Raw genomic sequence first — 23,042 nt, forward strand, 5'->3', positions numbered from 1 at the left:
CACTCGCCGCCATTTGGCGGGCAAGTGAGATGCGTGCTCCCGGTTAGATCTGCGCCAGCGCGGCGGCCAGATCGGCGATCAGATCGTCCGCATCTTCCACCCCGATGCTGAAGCGGATGAGGTCGTCGTTGACCCCGGCGGCGAGGCGGCTCGCCTCGTCCATGGCGGCGTGGGTGGTACTGGCCGGATGGCAGGCCAGACTCTCGAGGTCCCCCAGACTCACCGCCTGCACGAATAGCTGCAGGTTGTCGAGCAGGGTAGCGCAGCGCTCAAACCCGCCTGCCAGCTCAATGCTCACCATGCCGCCAAAGCCGCTGGCGAAGGCGCTGAGAGCATCGTGGCCCGGATGGCTGGCAAGCCCCGGGTAGATCACCTTCTTCACTGCTGGGTGGGCGGCCAGAAACTCGGCCACTTTCTGGGCATTGTGCAGGTGGGCATCCATCCGCAGCGGCAGGGTCTTGACCCCGCGTTGCAGCAGGTAGGCCTCCTGCGGGCCGATGGGGGAGCCGATATGCTTGAGGGCCACGGTGCGGATCGACTTCATCAGGGCGTGAGAGCCCGCCACCACCCCGGCGATGATGTCGCCGTGGCCGCCCAGATATTTGGTGCCGCTGTGCATCACTACATCGACCCCGAGTTCCAGCGGACGCAGCAGGTAGGGGGTGAGGAAGGTGTTGTCACATACCGTAATAGCGCCCACCTTGCGGGCCGCTTCCACCACCAGCCGCGGATCCACCACCTTGAGAGTGGGGTTGGTCAGGGTTTCGAACAGTACCACCTTGGTAGCGGGGCGGATATTGGCCAGCAGATCCCGATCGCTCTCGTAGGCGGTGACCTTGATGCCGGCGCGGCTGAAGGTCTGCTTGAGGAAGGCATCGGTGCCGCCGTAGAGCGGGCCGATATAGGCCACCTCATCGCCGCTGTCGGCCAGCGCATACATGATGGCGCTTACCGCCGCCATGCCGCTCGCCACCACCAGCGCCTCATCTGCACCTTCAAGGGCTGCCAGTTTCTGCTCCAGCTCGGCGGTGGTGGGGTTGCCAAAGCGGCTGTAGATAAAGCCGGGGGCCTGACCTGCGAAACGATCCTTGCCCGCCTGGGCGTTGAAGTAGCTGAAGGTGCTGCTCTGGTAGAGCGGGGTGGTGAGGGCGCCGGTCTGGGGGTCGATCAGCTGGCCGCTGTGTACGCTCATGGTCTTGAATTTCATCGTGTTGCTCCGTGATGGCCAGGCTCTGGCCATGACTTGTTTTGTTGCTTGTTGTTTTTGTCAGGGCGGGTATATCCATGCTGCTTGTGGCTTATGCATATATCCGCCGACGGATCTCTGCGCTGCTCAGGCCGGTATCGCTTCGCTTTCAGTGCGTGGGAGGCGAGCGGGTTCCCCATAGTGGCGGGCCGCCACATCCGGGTGGGAGCGCAGCCGCCCTTTCAGCACGTTCTCCCCCACCTGATTAAAGAGCGGGTTGGTCGGGTCACTCTCCGGCCCTTGCGCCTGCGCTGCCAGCGCGGGGGAGAGGGTGAGCAGGGGCACGGTGGCATCGAGCCGCGCCGCCATAAAGAAGGCGCAGGAGAGGCGCGATACGCCGGACGGCGGGCTCACCACCCGATGCAGGGTCGCCTTGAGATAGCCGTTGGAGGCCAGCTCCAGCAGCTCGCCGATATTGACCACCAGCGCCCCCGGCAGGGGCGGTGCGGAGATCCAGCCGTCGGCCGTCTCGACCTCAAGCCCCGAGTGATTGTCCTGCATCACCAGCGTCAGGTAGCCGGGATCCTTGTGGGCGCCGACCCCCTGACTGCTGCCCCCCGCCTCTTGCCCCGGGTAGTGAATGAGCTTCATATGCTGATAGGGGGCACCGCGAATACTGTCGTCAAACACGTTGGCCGGTTGCTCCAGCACCTCGGCAAAAGCGGCGAGCAGGGTCAGAGTGATATCGCTCAGCCGCTCCTGCCACGCCAGCAGATGGGCTTTCATCTCGGGCAGGGCGGTCGGCCACTGGTTGGGGCCGATCAGCCGCTGCCAGGGGTCACGGATCTGCGCCGCAGGCAGGGCTTGCGCCTCATTCATGATATCGAACTGCTCTCGCAGATCCGGCCGCTGGCGGGTTAGCTCGGCACCGACCCGGTTGTAGCCGCGAAAGTGGGGGCTGTTGACCATCTGCACCGCCAGCTTCTCCTGCTCCGGCAAAGCAAAGAAGCGCTCTGCCAGCGCCAGGGTCTCTAGCATCTCAACCTTGCTCAAGCCGTGGCCGACCAGATAGAAAAAGCCCACATCGCGGGCGGCCGCGGCCAGCCTGGCCAGCATGGGGCGACGCACCTCGGGCGCCCCGTTGAGGGCAGCCAGATCGATGATCGGCAGTGGTGAATGTTCCATGTGCACCTCCTCACTCTTTCGTTATCTCTGGCGCCATCTCTTGCACTGCCTCCGCTGTTGACAGACCTGATAAGCGGCAAACGGGATGGCGCGACAGTGTGGCGCCATCTGGGATAAAGGGGATGCTACTGTTCGGTGTTACAAGACGGAAACAACAAATTATTCTTAGTTATACACAAAATTCGAAATGGAATTCGGCAATTAATGGGCTGAAGGTTTTTTGCGCAGCCATTGTGGGGTAAAGGGGCAATGATGAGGGGGAGAGTGATAACCAGAGGCAAGCTGCCAGCGGCAAAAATGACCAAAACAGAAAATGGCCAAAACAGAAGGGAGGCGGATGCCTCCCTTCTGGTTGAGCGGGTGTTCACCTGACCGAAAGCACAGGCGAGTGACCGTGCATTCTGGCCTTAACCGCCTGCTGGCTCTCAGTAACCCAGGGTAAAGCGCTGGCGCTGGTGAGCCGGTTTTTCCACCTCGTTCAGCACACCGTCAGCCAGATCACCGGCGGTGATCCCGGCAGGCTGTTCGCCGCTGAACAGCACCTGATCGCCACCAATCCGATAGCCGCCGCGCTTCTCGCCCGGTTCGAGGAACACCGGGGGAGAGACAAAGCGCCAGTCGAGGGTGGTTTCACGACGCAGGGCGGTGAGACCGTCGCGGGCCGCCAGCGCCCCCTGTTTCCACTCGGCCGGAAACTCAGGGGTATCCACCAGTTGCACGCCGGGGGCAACCTCCAGACTGCCGGCGCCACCTACTACCAGCAGCCAGCTGTTGGCCGCTTTGGCTGCTGCGACGATCGCGTTGGCGCCCTTGAGGTACTGGTCGTAGATATCCGGTGTGGTCCAGCCCGGGTTGTAGGCGCTGATCACCCGATCGTGCCCCTTGAGCACCTCGGCCAATGCCTGCGGGTTTTGGGCATCCACCGCCATGGCGGTGACCTGCGGATGGGCGGCCACCTTGCTGACATCGCGGACGATGGCGGTGACGTGATGGCCGCGGCTGATGGCCTCGTTCAGGATGGCTGAACCGACAAAACCGCTGGCACCGATCAGGGCAATCTTCATGGGGAACTCTCCTTCACTGTTGGAATGGGGCTATCCTACGCCGCCATTTATGATTTAATAATCACCTCAAAAATGCATTCACTTATAAGCTGGATTTAATAATGGAACAGTTCAGACGTTACGCCATCTTCGCCGCCGTGGTGGAAGCGGGCAGCATGACAGGGGCGGCCAAATCCCTTGGCATGACCCCCTCCGCCGTCAGTCAGCATATCAGTCAGCTGGAGAGCCTGCTCGGACTGCCCCTGCTCCATCGCTCCACCCGTCGTCTCAGTCTGACCGAGGCGGGAGAGGTGGTGTGGCAAGGGTGCCGGGCGTTGCAGCAGACTCTGAGCGAGACCGAACTGCGCCTCTCGGAGGTGCGCGACGCCCTGCTCGGGGAAGTGCGGATCACCGCCCCGGTGGGGATGGCGGGCCAGCCGCTGGCGCTGGCCCTCTCGCCGCTGCTGCAGGCCCACCCCGGCCTCACCATCCAGATCATCGCCGACGACGAGAAGCGGGATCTGATTGCTGAGCGGATCGATGTGGCACTGCGGGTCGGCACCTTGCCCGACTCGACCCTGGTGGCCCGCAAACTGGGGCAAACCCGGATGCTGCTCTGCGCCGCTCCCGCCTATCTGGCGCGCAAGGGGACGCCGCGCATGCCCGACGATCTGGCCACCCACGACTGGCTTTGCGGCGACATGCTGGGCAACGGTTTGCTGCTGCAGGATGAAAAGGGGGGCGAGCACAGGGTGAGGTTCAAGGCCAAGGTGCTCTGCAATAACGTGTTGCCCTTGCGCCAGTTTGCGCTGGCGGGGCAGGGGATCTCGCTGCAACCGGAGGGAGAAATTGGCGAGGATCTGGCGCAAGGACGTCTGCTCGAACTGTTGCCCGGTTTTCGGGTGGCACCGATGGAGATCCACGCCATCACGCCGCAGCGGGAGATCCCGGAGAAAGTGCGGCGGGTGGTGGAGGCACTGCGCAGCTATTTCGGCACGACGATGTCGTCATGAGCTGCGCCTTAATGGTTGAGAAAAGGCCCCCGATTATCCTGAAGGGGAATTATCCATAAGGCGGTTTGTCGAGAAGAGCGATAGCCCGGATGAGGAGATGGGCATGCTTGACTGTTAAGCATACTTAAAACGAACTGACGGCTCGCACCTGATCTTTGAGCCAATTAAGCCCGGTATCCTGACCGGAGCTCTTGTGCCAACTCATGTAGACGGGGCAATCCTCCGAGAGCCAGGGGAGGGGATAGCTGGCCAGATCCAGCGCCTGCCCCAGCTTCTCCATGTGCCACTGGCTGGCGACGCAGAGCCAGTCGGTACGACTCACCAGATGAAGAGCGGTGAGCAGGGAGTCGCTCTCGTAGGCAATCTGGCGCGGCGGCAGCGGCGCCTTGGTCAGGGTGTTGAGCAGCAAGCTGTCGAGCCGCCTGGTTTGCAATACCACGTGCTTTTCGTTGAAGAAGGTGGCCATGTCGGGGGCCTGGCGGATCCTGGGGTGATCCTTGCGGCAGGCGATGCGCAGGGCCTGGGACATGATCTGCTCGTTTTCGATCCCCTGCTCCGCCATCGGCTTGGTGGCCAGCACCAGATCCACGCTGTGCAGATAGAGGCTGTTCTGGCGCAGGGCTTCGTCCTGCACCTGGGTGTTCCACTCCAGCTGACAGTTGGGGGCTTGGGTCTGCAGCAGGTTGTTGAGCTCCGGCAGGAAGAAGATATCGATATCGGGCACCCCCGCGATGCGAAAAGTGCGCCGACTGGTCTGGGGATCAAAGAGATCGGTGCGCTGCAGGCTGCGCTCCATGTCGTGCAGCGGCACCATGATCTCGTGGTGCAGACTGAGCGCTCGCGCCGTGGGGGTGATGCCGCGTCCCTGGCGGACAAACAGCGGCTCGCCCACCAGGCTGGTCAGGCGGCTGATGGCTTGGCTGATGGCCGAGGGGGTCATCTCCATCATCTCGGCGGCCGTGGTGACACCACCATAGCGGATCACCGCATCGAGGACGCGAAAGAGATTGAGATCGACTTGAGACATGGTGGCTACCGTTAAGCATGATTAAACAGTTAACATACTGAACAGCCTCTTGTCCGGCCAGTATTCCCTGCGATAACTGTGATGTTTCCCTCTCTATTCGTCACCTTTCATCTTGCCGCGAATGCGATCGAGCCTGTTTTGCAGCCATGCTTGAGCCCGGCAGGTGGCCCGCGGCATAGAGTAGCGCGACCAGCAGCAAGCCGCCCAGAAAGAGCCTGCGAGCGCTTCCCCAATGGCCGCTGTCCGTCATCAGGGCCGCCAGCAACAGGGGGCCAAGCAGCTGACCGAAGTTGGCGAGCTGGACAAAAAAGCCCTGCACGATGGCCAGTTGCACCGGCCCCTGACTCACTCCCTGCGCAGACGAGAGGATCGCCGGCGGCGCCATACCGCCCGCCAGGGAGAGGGCGAGGCAGAGTCCATAGGCCCACCACGGCGACAGGCCGGGCCAGAAGGCGAGCATGCCGCACAGCGCCATCAGGCCCAGTGCCCAGCTGATGAGCCGATCTCGCGCTACGCCCCTGCGCAGCAGCCATGCCCCCATCAGGTTGCCGGGAATATTGGCGACCACCGCCAGCGCCGAAAGCAGGGCGATCTGGCTTTGGCCAATCCCGGGACTGCCTTGCAACATGGTTGGCAGCCAGACAAAGAGCGCCCAGAGCATCAGGCTGTAGAGCGTGAACGCCAACCCGTAGCGCCAGAGTGCCTTCTGCCGGAGCACCGTGAGTTGGCGCAGCGGGTGGCCCGAGTTGATCAAGTTTTGGGGTGCCCAGACCCGCAGCCCATCTGCCGAGCGACTGGCGAGCAGAAGCAGCAGGGCAGAGAGTTGCGGGATCATCAGGATCAGCCAGGCCAGTCGCCAGCCACCTTGCGCCGTGAGCCAGGGAGTGAGCAGCATACCCGCCGCCGCCCCGAGGGGCAGGTTGACTGCCCACAGGCTTATGGCCAGCCGTTTATCCTCCTCCCGGGTCACCGCCACGATAAAGGCGGGCATGGCCACCGAGACCAGCAAAAAGCCAATCCCCTCGACAATGCGCGACAGCAGCATCATGGCCAGCCCGGTGGCGGGCAGCGCCAACGCACCGCCTGTGACGATAACCAAAAGCCCGACAACCCCGGTTTGCCGCCCACTCCAGCGGGTCAGCAACAGGCCGAGAAAGAGGCTGAAGAGGATCGCCAGCGTATTGAAAGCTGAGGCGAGATAGCTGGCTTCGACCAGTGTCAGCCCCAGCTCGCTGCGCAGTATGCCGAGTACGGCGGGCACTTTGCCAAGGCAGAGGGCGCCGCTGGCACCGGCAAAAATGGCGAGGAAGACCAGAGGCCAGCGCGTGCTTTGTGGCTGGTGGCTAATGAGCGTGCTCATGGCCGATATTGGCCGTTGCGCAGCCACTCATCGTTGAGCTGACCAAATTCGCCGCGCTGATAGGCATGCAGCCGATCTGCAATGGCGTCGTGGCTGTTCATGACGAAGGGGCCATGTTTGACCAAGGGTTCATTGAGCGCCTGGCCTGAGAGCAGCACGAAGTGGCAGGGCTCGGTGGCCTCAAGCTGCAGAGCCACCGCCTCGCCGCCATCGGCAGAGAGGCTGACACCCATCCCGTGACCTGCCGGGATGAGGTGCCGCTCTCCCTCCGCCTGCAGGGTCAGCGATCCGGTTAGGGGATAGATCATGGCATTCCAGCCTGCCGCCAGCAGATGGGTGAAGCGGCTGCTAGGCGCGCAATGGCCATCGAGCAGGGTAAAGGGTTGGGGCAGTTCTACCGAGTGTGGTGCCGTTATCCCGTTGCTGTGGCCTGCGACCACCCGTACTCGCACCCCTTCGCCATGAAACTCGGGGATGGTGGCTGCGGCTGCGTGGACGGCAAAAGGCGACGCCATCTTCTGACGGGCAGGCAGGTTGACGAAGATCTGCAGGGCGTGAACATAGGGCGATGCCCCCTCCGGCTGTTCGGTATGCACGGCCCCGCGCCCGGCCGCCAGCCAGTGGAGCGCTCCCGGTTCGATGGGGCCCTGATTGCCGAGGGAGTCGTAGTTGACGTGGGGGCTCGTCGAATCCTCGAACAGATAGGTGACGGCAGAGATCCCGGCGTGGGGATGGGGCTCGAAGGTGGGGGCGGTCATCTGGAAGTGATCCACCATCACCACGGGGTCTATCAGACCGTTGAAAAAGTGTTCGCCAAAATGATGTGCTTCAAAGCCGCTGCCAATGCGCAGTGGTTGGCCCTTGACGGGGGCAGAGAGATTCAGGCGTCTGGTCATCGATATAACCTCTTGAAGATAAAAGATGCCTTCGGTCATCTGACCGAAGGCGGGCGAGTTACGACTTCTTGGCACCTTCTTGCATCTGCCACACCAGGGTAGCGAAAGGCATGTCGAGGGCGCTGTAGACATCGTGCGCCTTGGGGTCGACGTTGCTGCGCAGCATTTCGACCGCGGCAGAGGCGTAGTCGGTGACCGGGATACCGGCCCCCAGCAAGCGTTGCAGCCCAGTGGTGCGCTTGGCTTCGTTGAAGGTGCCGGAGGCATCGAGCACCACCCGGGCATCATAGCCGGCAGCCTTGGCAGAGAGGGCCGGGAAGCTGGCGCAGATCTCGAGGGATACACCGGCGATGATCAGCTGTTTGCGGCCGGTCTTCTCAATGGCGGCGCGCACGGCAGGATCGTCCCAGGCGTTGATGACGGTGCGGTTGATCACCTTCACATCCGGCAGGGCACTGGTCAGTTCAGGCATGGTGGGGCCCCACATGCCATCGGGCATGGTCGCGGTCACGATCACCGGCACGCCGTGGGCGCGGGCGGCGTTGGCCAGCGCCACCACGTTGTGCTTGAGCTCGCCCACCGTGGTGTCGCGCACGCCGCTCAGCAAGCCGACCTGATGGTCGACCAGCAGCAGTACTGCATTGTCTCGGGAGAGCATCTCCAGATAGCGGTTGGGTGATACGGTCGGATGGCTGGCAGCATCGGCGGCCATGGCCGGTGTCGCTGTGGTGGCCAGCGTGGCGGTCAGGGTCGCCAGACCGAGCAGGGTGGCAGAGCAGATTTGTCGCAGTTTCATGGTGAACTCCTTGTGATATCGGAACAGTCAAACGGCCCTTGCTGGTGGGGCGGATTGCCCGCGCAGCAACCGTCTGATGGGGACAGGGCCATTATGATGGCTGCAAAAATGGCGACAATCTGGTGAAATAGGTTCTTATCGTTCTATTGGTGGAACGATGTGAATGCACCTCACCCTGACCAAGGCAGCCCGATGACACCACTGGAACTTGATTTGAATGATCTCTATCTCTTCACCCATGTGGTGCAGCGACAGGGATTCACTGCCGCCGCGCGGGCGCTTGGCGTGCCCAAGTCGCGGATCTCGCGCCGGATCCGGCTGCTGGAGGAGCGGCTGGATACCCGGCTGCTGCAACGTACCTCGCGCCAGCTCAGCCTGACCGATGCCGGTGAGGTGCTCTATCGCCACTGTCAGGCGATGTTGGCTGAGGCGCAGGCCGGAGAGGCGGCTGTGCGGCAACGGCAGCAGGAGCCGAGCGGTCTGGTGCGCATCAGCGTGCCCATTACCATGGCCGATGCGCTGCTTGCCCCTTTGCTGCCCGCTTTTATGGCCCAATACCCCAAGGTGAGGCTCGCCGTGCAAGCCAGCAATCGGCAGGTGGATCTGCTGGAGGAGGGTCTGGATGTGGTGATCCGCGGGGTGGCCTTCGAGCAGGCCCCCTCCAGCCTGGTGCAGGTGCCGCTCTGCACGGTGCAGTGGGGCGTGCTGGCGACCCCGGCGTGGCTCTCGCGCCACAATGCGCTGGCGCATCCACGGCAGCTGGAAGGAGAGGATGCCTTGCTTTTCAGCTCGCTGGAGCGTCAGGCCGATCTGTTGTGGCTGCGGCACGATAGCGGGGAGAGTGAGGAGGTGGCGGTCAATGTGCTGCTGCGCAGCGACAATGTGCAAACCCTCAAACAGGCGGCGCTGGCGGGGCTCGGGATGGTGGGCTTGCCACTTTACGCCTGCGTCAATGAGCTGGCGGATGGGCGGCTGCAACAACTGCTGCCCGAGTGGCGTCCCAAAGATGGCAAGCTGGTGATGCTCTATCCCGCGCGGCGCGGTCTGTCACCGGCGGTCAGGGCCCTCATCGACTTTATCAAGGCGCAGTTGCCTGCACTGCTGGCAGAGGTCGGTCAGCCACGCTGAGGAGGGCTATCCCTCCATCTTGCGGCGAATGCGCTCGAACAGGCTCTGCAGGCAGGCTTGATCCCGGTCGGCGGCCCGCACCGCGCCATACATATGGCGACGAATACCGCTCCCTAGGGGGCGGGCGCAGAGCATCCCCTGTCTGACAAACTCGTCGCTGGCCCAGCGCGGCAGGGCGGCGACGCCGAGGCCGGCGGCGGCCATCTGCAGCATCACAGAAGTGTTGTCCACCGGCTTGCAGCGGGCGGGCTCCACCCCGGCGGGTTGCAAAAAGCGGCTGAAGATATCCATGCGGCTGCGCTCCACCGGATAGACCAGCAGCACCTCCGGCCCCAGATCGCCCGGCTCGATGCGACTCTGGTGGCAGAGGGGATGATCCGGCGCCATCACCAGAGTCAGATCAAAGGCAAACAGCGGCTCAAAGTGGAGATCGCCGCGGGCCTGCACGTCCGAGGTGAGCAGCAGATCGAGCTGGCCACCGAGCAGGGCATTGATGGCATCAAAGCCCGGCACTGACTCCACCTCCAGATCCACCCCAGGCCACTGGCGGCGAAAATCTGGCAATAGCGGCAGCAGCCACTGGATGCAGCTGTGGCAATCGAGCGCCAGATGCAGCCTGCCCGCATCGCCGCTCTGCAGGGCCTGCAACTGTTTCTCGGTCTGGGCCAGAGCGGGCAACACCTGACGGGCGAGGGCGAGCAGCTGGCTGCCGGCGGCGGTCAGCACCAGCGGACGGCTTTTGCGCAGGTAGAGCTCCAGATTGAGGCGGGTCTCCAGCTCTTTGAGCTGGTGGGAGAGGGCGGACTGGGTGAGGTTGAGGGTCAGCGCCGCACCGGCCAGCGAGCCCTGCTCGGCCAGCGCGGTCAATGTTTTCAAGTGTTTGATCTCTATCCCTGCATTGCTTGGCACTGCCATAAGATGGCTCCTTGTGAGATTGCGTCTGGCGCTGAGGTACGGTCGGCGGTGGCCTGCTGCGCTTCTTGACTCCTGCACCTCCTGCACCTCTTGCACCTGTAAAAATCGGCCTCTGTATCCTCGCGGTGAACCTGACTGGCGGTCAGTTGAGGATTATTTGAGAGCCACTTGAAGAGGATTCAATAGCCAGCGTCACCTTATCTTGTCATTTTGGATGTGTAAACATCTGGATGGCTAAATCATCCAGTTTCCCATCAGATGAATGAGCATAAGGAAATGAACCTATGACACGAGCACACACCCTGGGCTTCCCCCGTATCGGCGCCAAGCGCGAGCTGAAATTTGCCCTCGAATCCTACTGGCGTGGCGAGACCACTCAGGCCGAACTCGTTTCCGTGGGCAAGACGCTGCGTGAGCGCCATTGGCAGGCCCAGCACGGCGCCGGGGTCAATCTGCTGCCGGTGGGCGACTTTGCCTGGTACGATCAGGTGCTCGGTACCAGCCTGCTGGTGGATGCAGTGCCTGCCCGCCACCGTCATGGCGAGACCGATCTCGACACCCTGTTCCGGGTGGCCCGCGGCCGTGCGCCGACCGGCCCGGCGGCGGCCGCCGCCGAGATGACCAAATGGTTCAACACCAACTATCACTATCTGGTGCCGGAGTTCAGCCGTGATCAGCGCTTCAAGCTGGGCTGGAGCCAGCTGTTTGACGAGGTGGAAGAGGCCAAAGCGCTGGGGCTGCCGGTCAAGGCGGTGCTGCTGGGACCGGTCTCCTACCTCTGGCTCGGCAAGGAGAAAGAGAGCGGCTTCTCGCGCCTTGAACTGCTCGATCGCCTGCTCATCGTCTATCAGGAGATCCTGGCCAAGTTGGCCGTCCAAGGGGTGGAGTGGGTACAGATCGATGAACCTGCGCTGACGCTGGACCTGCCGGACGAGTGGCGGCTGGCCTACCTCAACGCCTACGAGCGCCTCGCGGGCCCCTGTAAGCTGCTGCTCACCACCTATTTCGGTTCAGTGGCTCATCAGCGCGACATTATCACCAGCCTCAAGGTAGATGGCCTGCATCTGGATCTGGTGGCCGCCCCCGAGCAACTGGAGACCCTGGTGCCGCATCTGCCCGCCCAGTGGGTCATCTCAGCCGGGGTGATCAACGGCCGCAACGTCTGGCGTGCCAATCTGGCCAAGCTGGCGCCGACTCTGAAGGCACTGAAAGCCAAACTCGGCGAGCGGCTCTGGGTGGCCTCATCCTGCTCATTGCTGCACAGCCCGGTGGATTTGACCCTGGAGCAGGAGCTGGATCCCCAGACCCGCAGCTGGTTCGCCTTCGCCTTGCAAAAATGTTTCGAGTTGGGACTGCTCAGAGAGTATCTGGATGGGGGCGAGCTCGACAAAATCACCGCCTACAGCCAGCCCATCGTTGATCGGGAGTCCGATAGCCGGGTGCACAAAAAAGCGGTGCAGTCACGGCTCGCCAGCCTCACCAACAGCGATTTTGATCGCCACAGCCCCTATCCGGTCAGGGCCGAGCTGCAGCGCTCGGATCTCAAACTGCCGCTGTTGCCGACCACCACCATCGGCTCCTTCCCGCAGACCTCGCAGATCCGGGTGTTGCGGCAGGATTGGCGCGCCGGTCGCATCGATGACAGCGCCTACGAGGCGGGCATTCAGGCGGAGATCCGAGATGCCATCGCGCGTCAGGAGGCCATCGGGCTGGATGTGCTGGTACATGGCGAGGCCGAGCGCAACGACATGGTGGAGTATTTCGGTGAGCTGCTGGATGGCTTTGCCATCACCCGTTTCGGCTGGGTACAGAGCTATGGCTCCCGCTGCGTCAAGCCGCCGGTGATCACCCGCGATATTGACCGCCCGACACCCATGACGCTCGAATGGACCCGATTTGCCCAGAGCCTGACCGACAAGCCGGTGAAGGGGATGCTGACTGGCCCTGTGACCATCCTCTGCTGGTCCTTCCCGCGCGAAGACGTGAGCCGCGAGCAATCTGCCCTGCAAATCGGGCTGGCCATTCGCGATGAGGTGGCAGATCTGGAAGCCGCCGGCATCAAGATCATCCAGATCGACGAACCGGCGATCCGCGAAGGCTTGCCCCTGCGCAAGCAGGATCATCAGGCCTATCTCGACTGGGCGGTGCGCGCCTTCCGTCTGAGCGCGAGCCCGGTGGCGGACAGCACCCAGATCCACACCCACATGTGCTACAGCGACTTCAACCTCATCATCGAGGCGGTGGCGGCGCTGGATGCGGATGTGATCACCATAGAGACCAGCCGCAGCCAGATGCAGCTGCTCGAAGCGTTCGAACGCTTCAACTACCCCAACGAGATTGGCCCGGGCGTTTACGACATCCACTCGCCGAACGTGCCGAGCCAGAGCTGGATTGAGGGGTTGCTGCGCAAGGCCGCCAAACAGATCCCGGCCGAGCGACTCTGGGTCAACCCGGATTGCGGCCTCAAGACCCGCGGCTGGGAAGAGACAGAGGCCGCCCTCAAGGTGATGGTCGATGCCACCAAGGCGCTGCGGGCCGAGCTGGCGTAACCGGCAAGCCGTGACCGCCATCGGTAAGGTTGCGTGCTGACAAACGAATAAGAGAGGGGAAGCCACTGCTTCCCCTCTCTTTTTTCGTTGGCCACTTTTCCACTGGATCCTGAACCTTGCCGCAGCCCGCTTTGCACTAGGCTCAGAGTTGGCAGAAGTGGATGGAGTCGCGGCCATGAGAGTCAGTCTGGGGAGCGCAATCCTGTGGGGATTGCTGATGTGGCAGAGTGTCTGGGCGGCGCCAGCGGCCGAGTTGAAGCTGGTCTACTTTGACGACTTTGCCCCATATTCGTGGCGTGACGAACAGGGCAAGATGCGCGGGCTGATGATAGACGTGATGGAGCGGGTGGCAGCGCACATGGGGCTGCGGGTGCGCCATGAAGGTTATCCGTGGCAACGGGCGCAAAAAATGGTGCGGATGGCGCAGGCCGATGGTTTTGTCACCATCGCCACCCGGGAGCGGCGCAGCTATACCCTGATTGTGGAAGAGCCGGTTACCACCACAGTGCTAACCATTTTTACCCAGCGCGCCCATCCCCGCATGGCGGAGTTTCAGCGAGCCAGCCGCTTGAGCGACTTCAAATCGCTTACCTTTCTCGACTATTTCGGTAACGGCTGGGGCAAGGAGAACTTGGCGGGCTTCACCGTTCATCACACCATCAACGTCGATAACGTCTTTAAAATGCTGGCGGCGGGTCGGGGGGATTTGATGGTGACCGACCCACTGGTGGCTCGTTTCAAACTCAACCAGCTGGGATTGTCCGGGCAGGTGGTCGAGGTGCCGCTGCAGCTTGCCTCTACCCCGTTCAATCTCTGCATCGGCAAGCACTCCCGCTTCAATACCCGGATAACCGAGTTCAACCGTGCCCTGCAACAGCTGCGACAAAGCGGCGAGTTGGCGCGTATCGTCGAACGCTATCGTTGATGCGCGGCCGCCATCTGCTGTTTGCCAACGGCGTGTCTATCTTGGCGTCATATCGGCGATGGTTGCCCAGAAGGCATCGATCAAGGGCCCCTTGCTGTGGGGCGGACGGATAAGGCCAATGGTCCAGCAGGCTTCCCCGTCTCTCAAGGGGAGGGTGAGCACATCCGGGTGCTCTATGGTGGTGGAGGAGGGCACCAGGGTCCAGGCGATCTCTGCCGCCGCGGTGGCAACACCGGCGGCGAAGTCGTTGACGTACTGGATATCGCGAAAACGCAGCCCGCTCTGGGCCAGATAGTTCATCAGGTGATCGTAAAACGACGGCGCCTTGTCCCGACGCAGGATCGCCAGCGGTTTGTCCACCAGATCCGCCAACTCCCTCACACCGCAGTAGCTGGCGGGCAGCACGGCGACAAAGTGGGCTTCGACCACTGGCAGGGCGTGCCACCCCTTGGGGGCGGGCAGGCGGCAAAAACCGAGATCCAACTTGCCTTCACTCAGCGCCAGCAACTGGTGGTGGGTGGAGAGATCGTTGAGCTCGATGGTCACTTGCGGCCGCTCGGCGCGAAAACGGGCAATGGCGGCGGGCACCAGGATTTTGGTGGCCACGCCAAAGCCGATGCGCAGGGTGCCGACATTGCCCGCCAGCACGTCGCGGGCGGTGCGCGAGAGCTGCTCGCTCTGGATGACCACAGCGCGGGCATCTTCATACAGCGCCCTGCCCAGTCCGGTGAGGCGAGTAGTGCTGGCATTGCGCTCGAACAGCTCGCCGCCCAGCTCCTCCTCCAGCCGCCTGATCTGTTTGCTCAGGGCCGACTGGGTAACATGCTGGCGCACCGCCGCCTGGCCGAAGTGCAGCACCTCCCCCAGGGTGACGAAGGCTTTCAGATCCCGTAGCTCCATCAGGGCTCCTTTCATTCCTGTTGGGAATGTTGAGTGGTCAAATTTGTCATTGGACGGAATTTTAGAAGTGATGGATGCTTATGCCAATTCATTTCGGATGCCCCGACAGGGGGGCGCCGAGTTATCAGAGATGGCTGACACCATCAGCGCAGAAGGAGCAACACCAGATGCATCACCACAAGTTCAACGACTTCCCGAGCGATTTTCTGTGGGGCGCCGCCTCCGCCGCCTATCAGGTGGAGGGAGGCTGGAATGCCGATGGCAAGGGGCCCTCAGTGTGGGATCTCTTCACCAAGCTGCCGGGCAAGACCTTTGAGGGGAGCAACGGCGATGTGGCGGTGGATCACTACCACCGCATGGAAGAGGACGTGGCGCTGATGGCCGAGATGGGGGTCAAGGCTTACCGCTTCTCGGTGAGCTGGCCGCGCATCTATCCCACCGGTCGGGGGGAGGTGAACGAGGCGGGGCTGGCCTTCTATGAGAAGCTGATCGACACCCTCTTGGCCCACCAGATCGAGCCGGTGCTGACCCTTTATCACTGGGATCTGCCGCAGGCGCTGCAGGATGAGTACGGCGGTTGGGAAGACCGACGCATTATCGAGGATTTCGAGCGCTACTGCGTGACCCTCTATCAGCGCTTTGCCGGCAAGGTGAAGTACTGGGTCTCTCTCAACGAGCAGAACTACAACCTGACTAACGCCTATCAGCTCGGCACCCATCCGCCCGCTGTGCAGGATCGCAAGCGCTTCTTTGCCGCCAACCACATCGCGTTTCTGGCCAATGCCCGGGTGATCAAGGCGTTTCGCCAGCATGTGCCAAATGGCCTCATCGGCCCGAGCTTTGCCTACTCTCCTGCCTATCCGGCGTCGTGCGATCCGAAAGATATGCTGGCCTATGAGAACGCCGAGGAGTTCAACAACCTCTGGTGGCTGGATGCCTACTGCTTTGGCCGCTATCCGCAGGCGGCGCTCGCTTACTTGCGAGAAAACGGCGAGGCGCCGGAGATCCTGCCAGGCGATATGGAGTTGCTGCGAGAGGGGACGCCCGACTACATGGGCGTCAACTACTACTACACCCTGACCTACACAGATAACCCCTTGGGCGGCCAGACCCTGCAGCGGATCAACACCACCGGCAAGAAGGGCACCACGCCGTCCAGCGGCATCCCCGGCCTCTACAAGACGGCGCCCAATCCGCACCTTGAAACCAGCAACTGGGACTGGGCCATCGACCCGACCGGGATGCGTATCGCCCTGCGTCGCCTCTCTTCCCGCTATGGTCTGCCGCTGATGATCACCGAGAACGGTCTTGGCGAGTTCGACAAGCTGGAGGCGGGCGACAAGGTGAACGATGAGTACCGCATCGATTACCTGCGCAGCCACGTCAAGGCGTGCCAGGAGGCGATGCAGGATGGGGTGGAATTGCTCGGCTACTGCGCCTGGTCGTTCACCGACATCCTGAGCTGGCTCAACGGCTATCAGAAGCGCTACGGCTTCGTCTATGTGGAGCGTGACGAGCAGGGGGGCTCCCTTCGCCGGATCAAGAAGGCGAGCTTCCACTGGTATAGCCAGGTGATTGCGAGCCAGGGCAAGCAGCTCTGACGGTTTATCGCGTCGCGTAACCAGCGGGCCCGGGTAATCCCCGGGCCCACGCTGTTTGTGGCGGGGGAGAGGGGGCAAGCCGGTTTCTCACCGTGCGACTCATCCTTGTTTACTGATTTTTGTCCTGCCAAAGCCGCCGACCCCTGCTATTATCTGCGGCCGAACATGAGCCAATAAAAATCAGGATATCGTGATGACTGACCACACTTTTATTCCCGGCAAGGACGCGGCGCTGGAAGACTCCATCGAACGCTTCCAGACCAAGCTGCAAGCCTTGGGCTTTGATATTGAAGAGGCCTCCTGGCTCAACCCCGTGCCGAACGTCTGGTCGGTGCATATTCGCGACAAAGAGTGCGCCCTCTGCTTTACCAACGGCAAGGGTGCCAGCAAGAAGGCGGCCCTCGCGTCTGCCCTTGGCGAATATTTCGAGCGTCTCTCCACCAACTACTTCTTCGCCGACTTCTATCTGGGCGAACAGGTCGCCAACGGCGATTTCGTTCACTACCCGAACGAGAAGTGGTTCCCCATCGAGGGTGACCAGTTCCCGGCCGGTCTGCTCGACAGCTTCACCCGCAAGTTCTACAACCCGGACGGTGAAGTGACCGCCGACATGCTGGTGGATCTGCAGTCAAACAACGAAGAGCGCGGTATCGTCGCCCTGCCGTTCGAGCGTCAGTCCGATCACGAAACCGTCTACATCCCGATGAACATCATCGGCAACCTCTATGTCTCCAACGGCATGAGCGCTGGCAACACCAAGACTGAAGCGCGCACCCAGGCGCTCTCCGAGGTGTTCGAGCGCCACGTGAAGAACAAGATCATCGCCGAGGCCATCAGCTTGCCGCTGATCCCGGACGAGGTCATTGCCCGTTATCCGGGGATTGCCGCCTCCATCGCGGCGCTCGAAGCGGAAGGCTTCCCCATTTACAGCTTCGATGCTTCACTGGGTGGCCGCTATCCAGTCATCTGCGTGGTGCTGCTCAACCCGAGCAACGGCACCTGCTTTGCCTCCTTCGGTGCCCACCCGCGCTTCGAAGTAGCCTTCGAGCGGACCGTCACCGAGCTGCTGCAGGGCCGCGGTCTCAAGGATCTCGACGTATTCGTGCCACCGTCATTCGATAACGAGCAGGTGGCGGATCACCACAACCTCGAGACCCACTTCATCGACTCCTCGGGCCTTATCAGCTGGGACCTGTTCAAGCAGGATGCGGACTTCGAGTTTGCCGACTGGGATTTTCGTGGCACCTCGCAGGAGGAGTTCGATCACCTGATCGGCATCTTCCATGAGCTGGAGCAGCCGGTCTATATCGCCGACTACGAGCATTTGGGTGTCTACGCCTGCCGCATTCTGGTGCCGGGCATGTCCGACATCTATCCGGCCGAAGATCTGCTGCTGGCCAACAACAACATGGGCGCCAACCTGCGCGAAGTGATCCTGGCGCTGCCATCACTGGATTGGGATGCCGAGCAGTACATGGCGTTGTTTGATCAACTGGATGAAGAGGGGCACGACGAGCGTACCCGTGTACGCGAGCTGCTGGGCATCGCTGCCGCCAAGGGTACCGCGCTGCACACCCTGCGCGTTGGCGAGCTGAAAGCCATGCTGGCGCTGGCCGCCGGTGAGCTGGAGACCGCACTGGATCTCATCGACTGGACCATGGAGTTCAACCAGTCGGTGTTTACTGCCGAGCGTGCCAGCTACTACCGCGCCCTGCGTGCCTGCGTCGAGTTGTTCCTCGACGAGGAGCGGGATCCGGAGCAGTATCGCGCCGTCTTCACTCGCATGTATGGCGAAGAGACGCTGGCACAGGCATGGGCCAACGCCACTGGCGAAGCACGCTTCCACGGGCTGGAGGCGGCCGACCTGTCGCTCTCCCAGTTCCCGCTGCACCAGAAGCTGCTGGCGGCTTACGAGAAGCTGCAAAAGGCCAAGCGAGCCCATCACTGGGCGTGATTGTTGCTGTAAAGGAAGGGGCCGAGTGGCCCCTTCTGTTTATCGTGCGGCAAGGCACGGGATTGTTATTCAAAGATGAAATAAAAAACAAAAAATACCCCTAAGGGGGTTGATGACAGGGCAGGGGATGTGCTGGCGATCTGCAAAGATATCTTGCCAATACCATATTTCCATGATTGGAAATAAATTCTTTAAAATCATTGCATTAAAAATGTGATATTTCTGTTTCAGCTGATACCTGGTGTAAAGTGGCGTAGCCATCGCACTAAAATATTTGTAGTAAAATTACATTCGCACTCTGATAAACTTGATCAATGTCAATTTTGGCTATTGGGCCCTTTGTTATGATTTCAACAGGCAAAACATTCAGGTAGAAAATAATTGAAAGCTGAATCTCCATTCGATTGTCTCAAGCCCGAAGCCATCGCTGCACTGGCTGAAGACATCACCTATGCCAAGGCTACCAAGCCGGCATACAAGGTCATTCCACTGGCCATCACCGCAGGCGCTTTCATCGCCATCGCATTTATCTTCTACATCACAGTGACGACCGGAACCGGCTCCATGCCTTGGGGTATGGCCAAGTTGGTGGGCGGTCTCTGCTTCTCTCTCGGACTTATTCTCTGTGTGCTGCTCGGTGCCGAGCTGTTCACCTCCACCACCCTGACGCTGGTGGCCAAGGCTGCCAATCGCATCAGCTGGGCTCAGCTGCTCAAGAACTGGGGTCTGGTCTACTTCGGCAACCTGATTGGTGGTCTGTTGATGGTGGCGCTGATCATCGTTTCTGCAGAGTACACGGCAGCAGACGGTCAGTGGGGCCTTAACGCCCTCAAAGTGGCCCAACACAAAATTCACCACACCTTCTTCGAAGCGGTGGCGCTGGGTATCCTCTGTAACCTGATGGTATGTCTTGCTGCCTGGATGGCCTTTGGTGCCCGCAGCGCGACTGACAAGGTAGTGGTTATGCTGCTGCCGGTTGCCATGTTCGTTGCCTCAGGTTTCGAGCACAGCATCGCAAACATGTTTATGATTCCGGTTGGTATCGCTATCCACAGCGTGGCTAGTCCGGAATTTTGGCAGGCCATCGGCCAGGATCCGGCAACTTTTGCTGACCTGACCGTATCCAACTTTGTCCTACACAACCTCATCCCCGTGACCATCGGCAATATCATCGGTGGTGGCGTGATGGTTGGTCTGACTTACTGGTTTATCTTCCGTCGTCATCATTAAGGATGATTGCGGGATACTACATCAATACCGTGTGAGGTAATGAAAAATGGCAGAACTTAACGAACAGTTCCAAAAAGCATGGGAAGGCTTCGCGGCCGGTGAATGGCAGACCTCTGTCAACACCCGTGACTTCATCCAGAAGAACTACACCCCGTATGAAGGTGACGAGTCCTTCCTGGCTGGCGCGACCGAAGCGACCACCAAGCTGTGGGACAAGGTCATGGAAGGGATCAAAATCGAGAACCGCACTCATGCGCCGGTTGATTTTGATACTGACCTGCCCTCCACCATTACCGCACACGATGCCGGTTATATCGATCAGAGCCTGGAGCAGATCGTTGGTCTGCAGACTGACAAGCCGCTGAAGCGCGCCATCATCGCCAACGGCGGTATCAAGATGGTTAAAACTTCTTGCGAAGTGTACGGTCGTCAACTGGACCCGATGGTCGAGAAGATCTTCACCGAATACCGCAAGACTCACAACCAGGGCGTGTTTGACGTTTACACCAAAGACATCCTGAACTGCCGTAAGTCTGGTGTTATCACCGGTCTGCCGGATGCCTACGGCCGTGGCCGTATCATCGGTGACTACCGTCGTGTTGCCCTGTACGGTGTTGACTTCCTGATGGCCGACAAACTGGCCCAGTTCAAGTCCCTGCAAGCTGACCTGGAAAACGGCGTCAACCTGGAAGCCACCATCCGTCTGCGCGAAGAGATCTCCGAGCAGCACCGTGCCCTGGCACAGATGAAGGTGATGGCTGCCAAGTACGGTTGCGATATCTCCGTACCGGCCAAGAACGCCAAAGAAGCCGTACAGTGGACCTACTTCGCCTACCTGGCGGCAGTCAAGTCCCAGAACGGTGCAGCCATGTCCTTCGGTCGTACCTCCAGCTTCCTGGATATCTACATCGAGCGTGACCTGCAAAAAGGCCTGATCACCGAGCAAGAAGCCCAGGAGCTGATGGACCACATGGTCATGAAGCTGCGTATGGTTCGCTTCCTGCGTACTCCGGAATACGATTCACTGTTCTCCGGCGACCCGATGTGGGCGACCGAGACCCTGGCTGGTATGGGCGTTGATGGCCGTACTCTGGTCACCAAGAACAGCTTCCGTATGCTGAATACCCTGTACACCATGGGCCCGTCCCCTGAGCCGAACCTGACCATCCTGTGGTCCGAGAAGCTGCCGGTCGGTTTCAAAAAGTACTGTGCCAAGGTATCCATCGAGACCTCTTCCGTTCAGTACGAGAACGACGATCTGATGCGTCCGGATTTCAACAACGATGACTACGCCATCGCTTGCTGTGTATCCCCGATGATCGTTGGTAAGCAGATGCAGTTCTTCGGTGCTCGTGCCAACCTGGCCAAGACCATGCTGTATGCAATCAACGGTGGTATGGACGAGAAGCTCAAGATCCAGGTCGGTCCGAAGACCGAGATGGTCAAGTCCGAGTACCTCGACTACAACGACGTAATGGATCGTCTGGACCACTTCATGGATTGGCTGGCCAAGCAATACGTTGCTGCGCTGAACATCATCCACTACATGCACGACAAGTACAGCTACGAAGCTTCTCTGATGGCGCTGCACGACCGTGACGTATATCGCACCATGGCGTGTGGTATCGCTGGTCTGTCCGTAGCCGCTGACTCCCTGTCTGCCATCAAGTACGCCAAGGTCAAGCCGATTCGTGACGAAGATGGCGTTGCCATCGACTTCGAAATCGAAGGCGAATACCCGCAGTTCGGTAACAACGACGCTCGCGTCGATGATATCGCCTGTGACCTGGTTGAGCGCTTCATGAAGAAGATTCAGAAGCTGAACACCTACCGTGGTGCTGTTGCTACCCAGTCTGTTCTGACCATCACCTCCAACGTGGTATATGGCAAGAAGACCGGTAACACCCCGGATGGCCGTCGTGCCGGTGCTCCGTTCGGCCCGGGTGCAAACCCGATGCACGGTCGTGACCAGAAAGGTGCTGTTGCTTCCCTGACTTCCGTAGCCAAGCTGCCGTTCGCTTACGCTAAAGATGGTATCTCCTATACCTTCTCCATCGTTCCGAACGCACTGGGTAAAGATATGGAAGCCCAGAAAGCCAACCTGGCTGGCCTGATGGACGGTTACTTCCACCACGAATCCAACGTAGAGGGTGGTCAGCACCTGAACGTTAACGTGATGAACCGTGAAATGCTGCTGGACGCCATGGAAAACCCGGAGAAATATCCGCAGTTGACCATCCGCGTATCCGGTTATGCCGTTCGCTTCAACTCTTTGACCAAAGAGCAACAGCAAGACGTCATCACCCGTACCTTCACTGCTTCTCTGTAATAGAGAGATAGTGAGCAAAAACCGGCGCCAAGGCGCCGGTTTTTTTATGCGTGCGATTCAGGGGGAGTAATCATCCCCTGTGAATCGCCTCCTGTTCCATCGCAACCACAACAGTTGTTACTGGGTATTCGAAGAGGATTAAGGGGAGGGGCTCACCAGGATTGACCTAGGCCCCGTCTGTAATGCGATTGTGCTTTATTCGCGCTCTAAGGGGATAGGCGGTTGCTTTGCCTGCCATTGCATCAGTGTTGCTATGGCTCGTGGAACTGCTGATCAGGTTTAAGGGGTGAACAGAGGCGCCATCGTGGGTACCAAGCAATACCCATAAGCCTGTGACTATGGCATCAGTCTCTGCCTCTGCCTCTGCCTCTCTCAATGTGCAGTTGGGAGGGGGTCTGGTTTAGCCAGCCAGATATGTGTGAAGCTACAACCCCTGCTTGCAGAAACAACAAGGGCTGCACATTGTGCAGCCCTTGCCTCTGGAGAATAGCGGGTTGAGCGTGTCAGCTGGCCCAGGTGATGATGTGATCGATCCATTCACCCGCCTGATCCTCGTGAATGACTTTGCCACGGACGGATTGACCAGCCTGATGCATCGCGGAACGACTGCCGGTCAGCAGAGGATGCCACTCTGGAAGAGCGTCACCTTCAGACAGCAGGCGATATGCGCAGGTTGAGGGGAGCCAGTCATATTCGGCGATCTTGTCATGGGTGATCTGCAGACAGTCAGGCTCTTTTTTGAAACGATTGGCGTAATCAGAGCACTGACAGGTCTTGGTGTTAAGCAAATTGCAGGCGACATTGGTGAAAACCAGTTCGTCGGTATCTTCATCGATCAGCTTGTTGAGGCAGCATTTTCCGCAACCATCGCAGAGGGATTCCCATTCGGATTCAGTCATCTGCTGCAGACTCTTGGTCTGCCAAAAGGGGGCTTGCATCATACCGCTCACTTATTACACCTGATAAAACGCGTGGTTATACCCCTTGTTACCCGGTATTTCAAGG

Annotated in this window: 18 protein-coding genes; 8 read left to right on the forward strand and 10 right to left on the reverse strand. The window is 60.4% G+C overall.

Annotated features, from left to right (window positions below; genetic code table 11):
* Positions 1 to 43 precede the first annotated feature (43 nt).
* From BN1139_RS20240 to BN1139_RS20250, 3 genes are all read right to left on the reverse strand, one after another.
* Positions 44 to 1,207, reverse strand: a complete 1,164-nt coding sequence (locus tag BN1139_RS20240) for a trans-sulfuration enzyme family protein (RefSeq protein ID WP_013723649.1) — start codon at positions 1,205 to 1,207, stop codon at positions 44 to 46.
* A gap of 126 nt (positions 1,208 to 1,333) precedes the next feature.
* Positions 1,334 to 2,371 (reverse strand): isopenicillin N synthase family dioxygenase, encoded by a 1,038-nt coding sequence (locus BN1139_RS20245; RefSeq protein WP_013723650.1) that lies wholly within the window; start codon positions 2,369 to 2,371, stop codon positions 1,334 to 1,336.
* A 425-nt stretch (positions 2,372 to 2,796) separates the two neighbouring features.
* A complete protein-coding gene (locus BN1139_RS20250; RefSeq protein WP_013723651.1) occupies positions 2,797 to 3,435 on the reverse strand; it encodes an NAD(P)-dependent oxidoreductase in 639 nt (212 codons plus the stop codon).
* A 101-nt stretch (positions 3,436 to 3,536) separates the two neighbouring features.
* Between BN1139_RS20250 and BN1139_RS20255 the strand changes: the two genes are divergently transcribed.
* Positions 3,537 to 4,427, forward strand: coding sequence for a LysR family transcriptional regulator (locus BN1139_RS20255; protein ID WP_013723652.1), 891 nt, complete (start codon positions 3,537 to 3,539; stop codon positions 4,425 to 4,427).
* Positions 4,428 to 4,551: 124 nt separating this feature from the next.
* On the opposite strand, the gene BN1139_RS20260 is transcribed toward BN1139_RS20255, so the two are convergent.
* The 4 genes from BN1139_RS20260 to BN1139_RS20275 form a co-directional block, all read right to left on the reverse strand.
* Positions 4,552 to 5,454, reverse strand: coding sequence for a LysR family transcriptional regulator (locus BN1139_RS20260; protein ID WP_013723653.1), 903 nt, complete (start codon positions 5,452 to 5,454; stop codon positions 4,552 to 4,554).
* Between the two features lie 100 nt (positions 5,455 to 5,554).
* On the reverse strand, positions 5,555 to 6,814 hold the full coding sequence (locus BN1139_RS20265) for an MFS transporter (RefSeq protein WP_013723654.1): 1,260 nt from the start codon (positions 6,812 to 6,814) through the stop codon (positions 5,555 to 5,557).
* A complete protein-coding gene (locus tag BN1139_RS20270; RefSeq protein WP_013723655.1) occupies positions 6,811 to 7,710 on the reverse strand; it encodes a pirin family protein in 900 nt (299 codons plus the stop codon). Before BN1139_RS20270 ends, BN1139_RS20265 begins: the two co-directional genes overlap by 4 nt.
* Before the next feature lie 58 nt (positions 7,711 to 7,768).
* Entirely contained in the window at positions 7,769 to 8,506 is a 738-nt protein-coding gene (locus tag BN1139_RS20275) for an isochorismatase family protein (RefSeq protein ID WP_013723656.1), read from the reverse strand.
* A 192-nt stretch (positions 8,507 to 8,698) separates the two neighbouring features.
* Here BN1139_RS20275 and BN1139_RS20280 point away from each other — a divergent pair, with 192 nt between their 5' ends.
* Complete coding sequence (locus tag BN1139_RS20280) at positions 8,699 to 9,634, forward strand: LysR substrate-binding domain-containing protein (RefSeq protein ID WP_013723657.1); 936 nt, start codon at positions 8,699 to 8,701, stop codon at positions 9,632 to 9,634.
* A gap of 6 nt (positions 9,635 to 9,640) precedes the next feature.
* On the opposite strand, the gene BN1139_RS20285 is transcribed toward BN1139_RS20280, so the two are convergent.
* The gene (locus tag BN1139_RS20285; protein ID WP_013723658.1) at positions 9,641 to 10,549 is read right to left on the reverse strand and encodes a LysR substrate-binding domain-containing protein; all 909 of its coding nucleotides are present in this window, start codon (positions 10,547 to 10,549) and stop codon (positions 9,641 to 9,643) included.
* Positions 10,550 to 10,833: 284 nt separating this feature from the next.
* On the opposite strand from BN1139_RS20285, the gene metE reads away from it, so the two are divergent.
* Together metE and BN1139_RS20295 are read left to right on the forward strand one after the other, a co-directional pair.
* Positions 10,834 to 13,098: a 5-methyltetrahydropteroyltriglutamate--homocysteine S-methyltransferase gene (gene metE / locus BN1139_RS20290; protein ID WP_005352586.1), complete on the forward strand. Its 2,265-nt coding sequence runs from the start codon at positions 10,834 to 10,836 to the stop codon at positions 13,096 to 13,098.
* Between the two features lie 175 nt (positions 13,099 to 13,273).
* Positions 13,274 to 14,023: a substrate-binding periplasmic protein gene (locus BN1139_RS20295; protein WP_005352583.1), complete on the forward strand. Its 750-nt coding sequence runs from the start codon at positions 13,274 to 13,276 to the stop codon at positions 14,021 to 14,023.
* Positions 14,024 to 14,059: 36 nt separating this feature from the next.
* Here BN1139_RS20295 and BN1139_RS20300 read toward each other — a convergent pair whose 3' ends face one another.
* A complete protein-coding gene (locus tag BN1139_RS20300; protein WP_005352579.1) occupies positions 14,060 to 14,923 on the reverse strand; it encodes a LysR family transcriptional regulator in 864 nt (287 codons plus the stop codon).
* 167 nt (positions 14,924 to 15,090) lie between these two features.
* Between BN1139_RS20300 and BN1139_RS20305 the strand changes: the two genes are divergently transcribed.
* The 4 genes from BN1139_RS20305 (at position 15,091) to pflB (ending at position 22,037) form a co-directional block, all read left to right on the forward strand.
* Positions 15,091 to 16,524: a glycoside hydrolase family 1 protein gene (locus BN1139_RS20305; RefSeq protein ID WP_005352576.1), complete on the forward strand. Its 1,434-nt coding sequence runs from the start codon at positions 15,091 to 15,093 to the stop codon at positions 16,522 to 16,524.
* A 193-nt stretch (positions 16,525 to 16,717) separates the two neighbouring features.
* Positions 16,718 to 18,478, forward strand: a complete 1,761-nt coding sequence (gene ycaO / locus BN1139_RS20310) for a 30S ribosomal protein S12 methylthiotransferase accessory factor YcaO (protein ID WP_005352574.1) — start codon at positions 16,718 to 16,720, stop codon at positions 18,476 to 18,478.
* A 381-nt stretch (positions 18,479 to 18,859) separates the two neighbouring features.
* Positions 18,860 to 19,708 (forward strand): formate transporter FocA, encoded by an 849-nt coding sequence (focA, locus tag BN1139_RS20315; protein WP_005333620.1) that lies wholly within the window; start codon positions 18,860 to 18,862, stop codon positions 19,706 to 19,708.
* A 46-nt stretch (positions 19,709 to 19,754) separates the two neighbouring features.
* Positions 19,755 to 22,037: a formate C-acetyltransferase gene (gene pflB, locus BN1139_RS20320; protein ID WP_005352571.1), complete on the forward strand. Its 2,283-nt coding sequence runs from the start codon at positions 19,755 to 19,757 to the stop codon at positions 22,035 to 22,037.
* Between the two features lie 503 nt (positions 22,038 to 22,540).
* Here pflB and BN1139_RS20325 read toward each other — a convergent pair.
* The gene (locus BN1139_RS20325) at positions 22,541 to 22,975 is read right to left on the reverse strand and encodes a YcgN family cysteine cluster protein (protein WP_005352569.1); all 435 of its coding nucleotides are present in this window, start codon (positions 22,973 to 22,975) and stop codon (positions 22,541 to 22,543) included.
* Positions 22,976 to 23,042 lie beyond the last annotated feature (67 nt).

It is taken from the genome of Aeromonas veronii bv. veronii, from assembly GCF_000820225.1.
GTDB classification, from domain to species: Bacteria; Pseudomonadota; Gammaproteobacteria; order Enterobacterales; family Aeromonadaceae; genus Aeromonas; species Aeromonas veronii.

What these genes read in the sequence shown, in the direction of transcription:
- BN1139_RS20270 (WP_013723655.1), bottom strand. Translation starts at nt 7,710, where the DNA reads ATGACCAGACGCCTGAATCTCTCTGCCCCCGTCAAGGGCCAACCACTG.
- BN1139_RS20240 (WP_013723649.1), bottom strand. Translation starts at nt 1,207, where the DNA reads ATGAAATTCAAGACCATGAGCGTACACAGCGGCCAGCTGATCGACCCC.
- BN1139_RS20280 (WP_013723657.1), top strand. Translation starts at nt 8,699, where the DNA reads ATGACACCACTGGAACTTGATTTGAATGATCTCTATCTCTTCACCCAT.
- pflB (WP_005352571.1), top strand. Translation starts at nt 19,755, where the DNA reads ATGGCAGAACTTAACGAACAGTTCCAAAAAGCATGGGAAGGCTTCGCG.
- BN1139_RS20260 (WP_013723653.1), bottom strand. Translation starts at nt 5,454, where the DNA reads ATGTCTCAAGTCGATCTCAATCTCTTTCGCGTCCTCGATGCGGTGATC.
- BN1139_RS20295 (WP_005352583.1), top strand. Translation starts at nt 13,274, where the DNA reads ATGAGAGTCAGTCTGGGGAGCGCAATCCTGTGGGGATTGCTGATGTGG.
- metE (WP_005352586.1), top strand. Translation starts at nt 10,834, where the DNA reads ATGACACGAGCACACACCCTGGGCTTCCCCCGTATCGGCGCCAAGCGC.
- BN1139_RS20325 (WP_005352569.1), bottom strand. Translation starts at nt 22,975, where the DNA reads ATGCAAGCCCCCTTTTGGCAGACCAAGAGTCTGCAGCAGATGACTGAA.
- BN1139_RS20250 (WP_013723651.1), bottom strand. Translation starts at nt 3,435, where the DNA reads ATGAAGATTGCCCTGATCGGTGCCAGCGGTTTTGTCGGTTCAGCCATC.
- BN1139_RS20285 (WP_013723658.1), bottom strand. Translation starts at nt 10,549, where the DNA reads ATGGCAGTGCCAAGCAATGCAGGGATAGAGATCAAACACTTGAAAACA.
- BN1139_RS20245 (WP_013723650.1), bottom strand. Translation starts at nt 2,371, where the DNA reads ATGGAACATTCACCACTGCCGATCATCGATCTGGCTGCCCTCAACGGG.
- BN1139_RS20275 (WP_013723656.1), bottom strand. Translation starts at nt 8,506, where the DNA reads ATGAAACTGCGACAAATCTGCTCTGCCACCCTGCTCGGTCTGGCGACC.
- ycaO (WP_005352574.1), top strand. Translation starts at nt 16,718, where the DNA reads ATGACTGACCACACTTTTATTCCCGGCAAGGACGCGGCGCTGGAAGAC.
- BN1139_RS20300 (WP_005352579.1), bottom strand. Translation starts at nt 14,923, where the DNA reads ATGGAGCTACGGGATCTGAAAGCCTTCGTCACCCTGGGGGAGGTGCTG.
- BN1139_RS20305 (WP_005352576.1), top strand. Translation starts at nt 15,091, where the DNA reads ATGCATCACCACAAGTTCAACGACTTCCCGAGCGATTTTCTGTGGGGC.
- BN1139_RS20255 (WP_013723652.1), top strand. Translation starts at nt 3,537, where the DNA reads ATGGAACAGTTCAGACGTTACGCCATCTTCGCCGCCGTGGTGGAAGCG.
- BN1139_RS20265 (WP_013723654.1), bottom strand. Translation starts at nt 6,814, where the DNA reads ATGAGCACGCTCATTAGCCACCAGCCACAAAGCACGCGCTGGCCTCTG.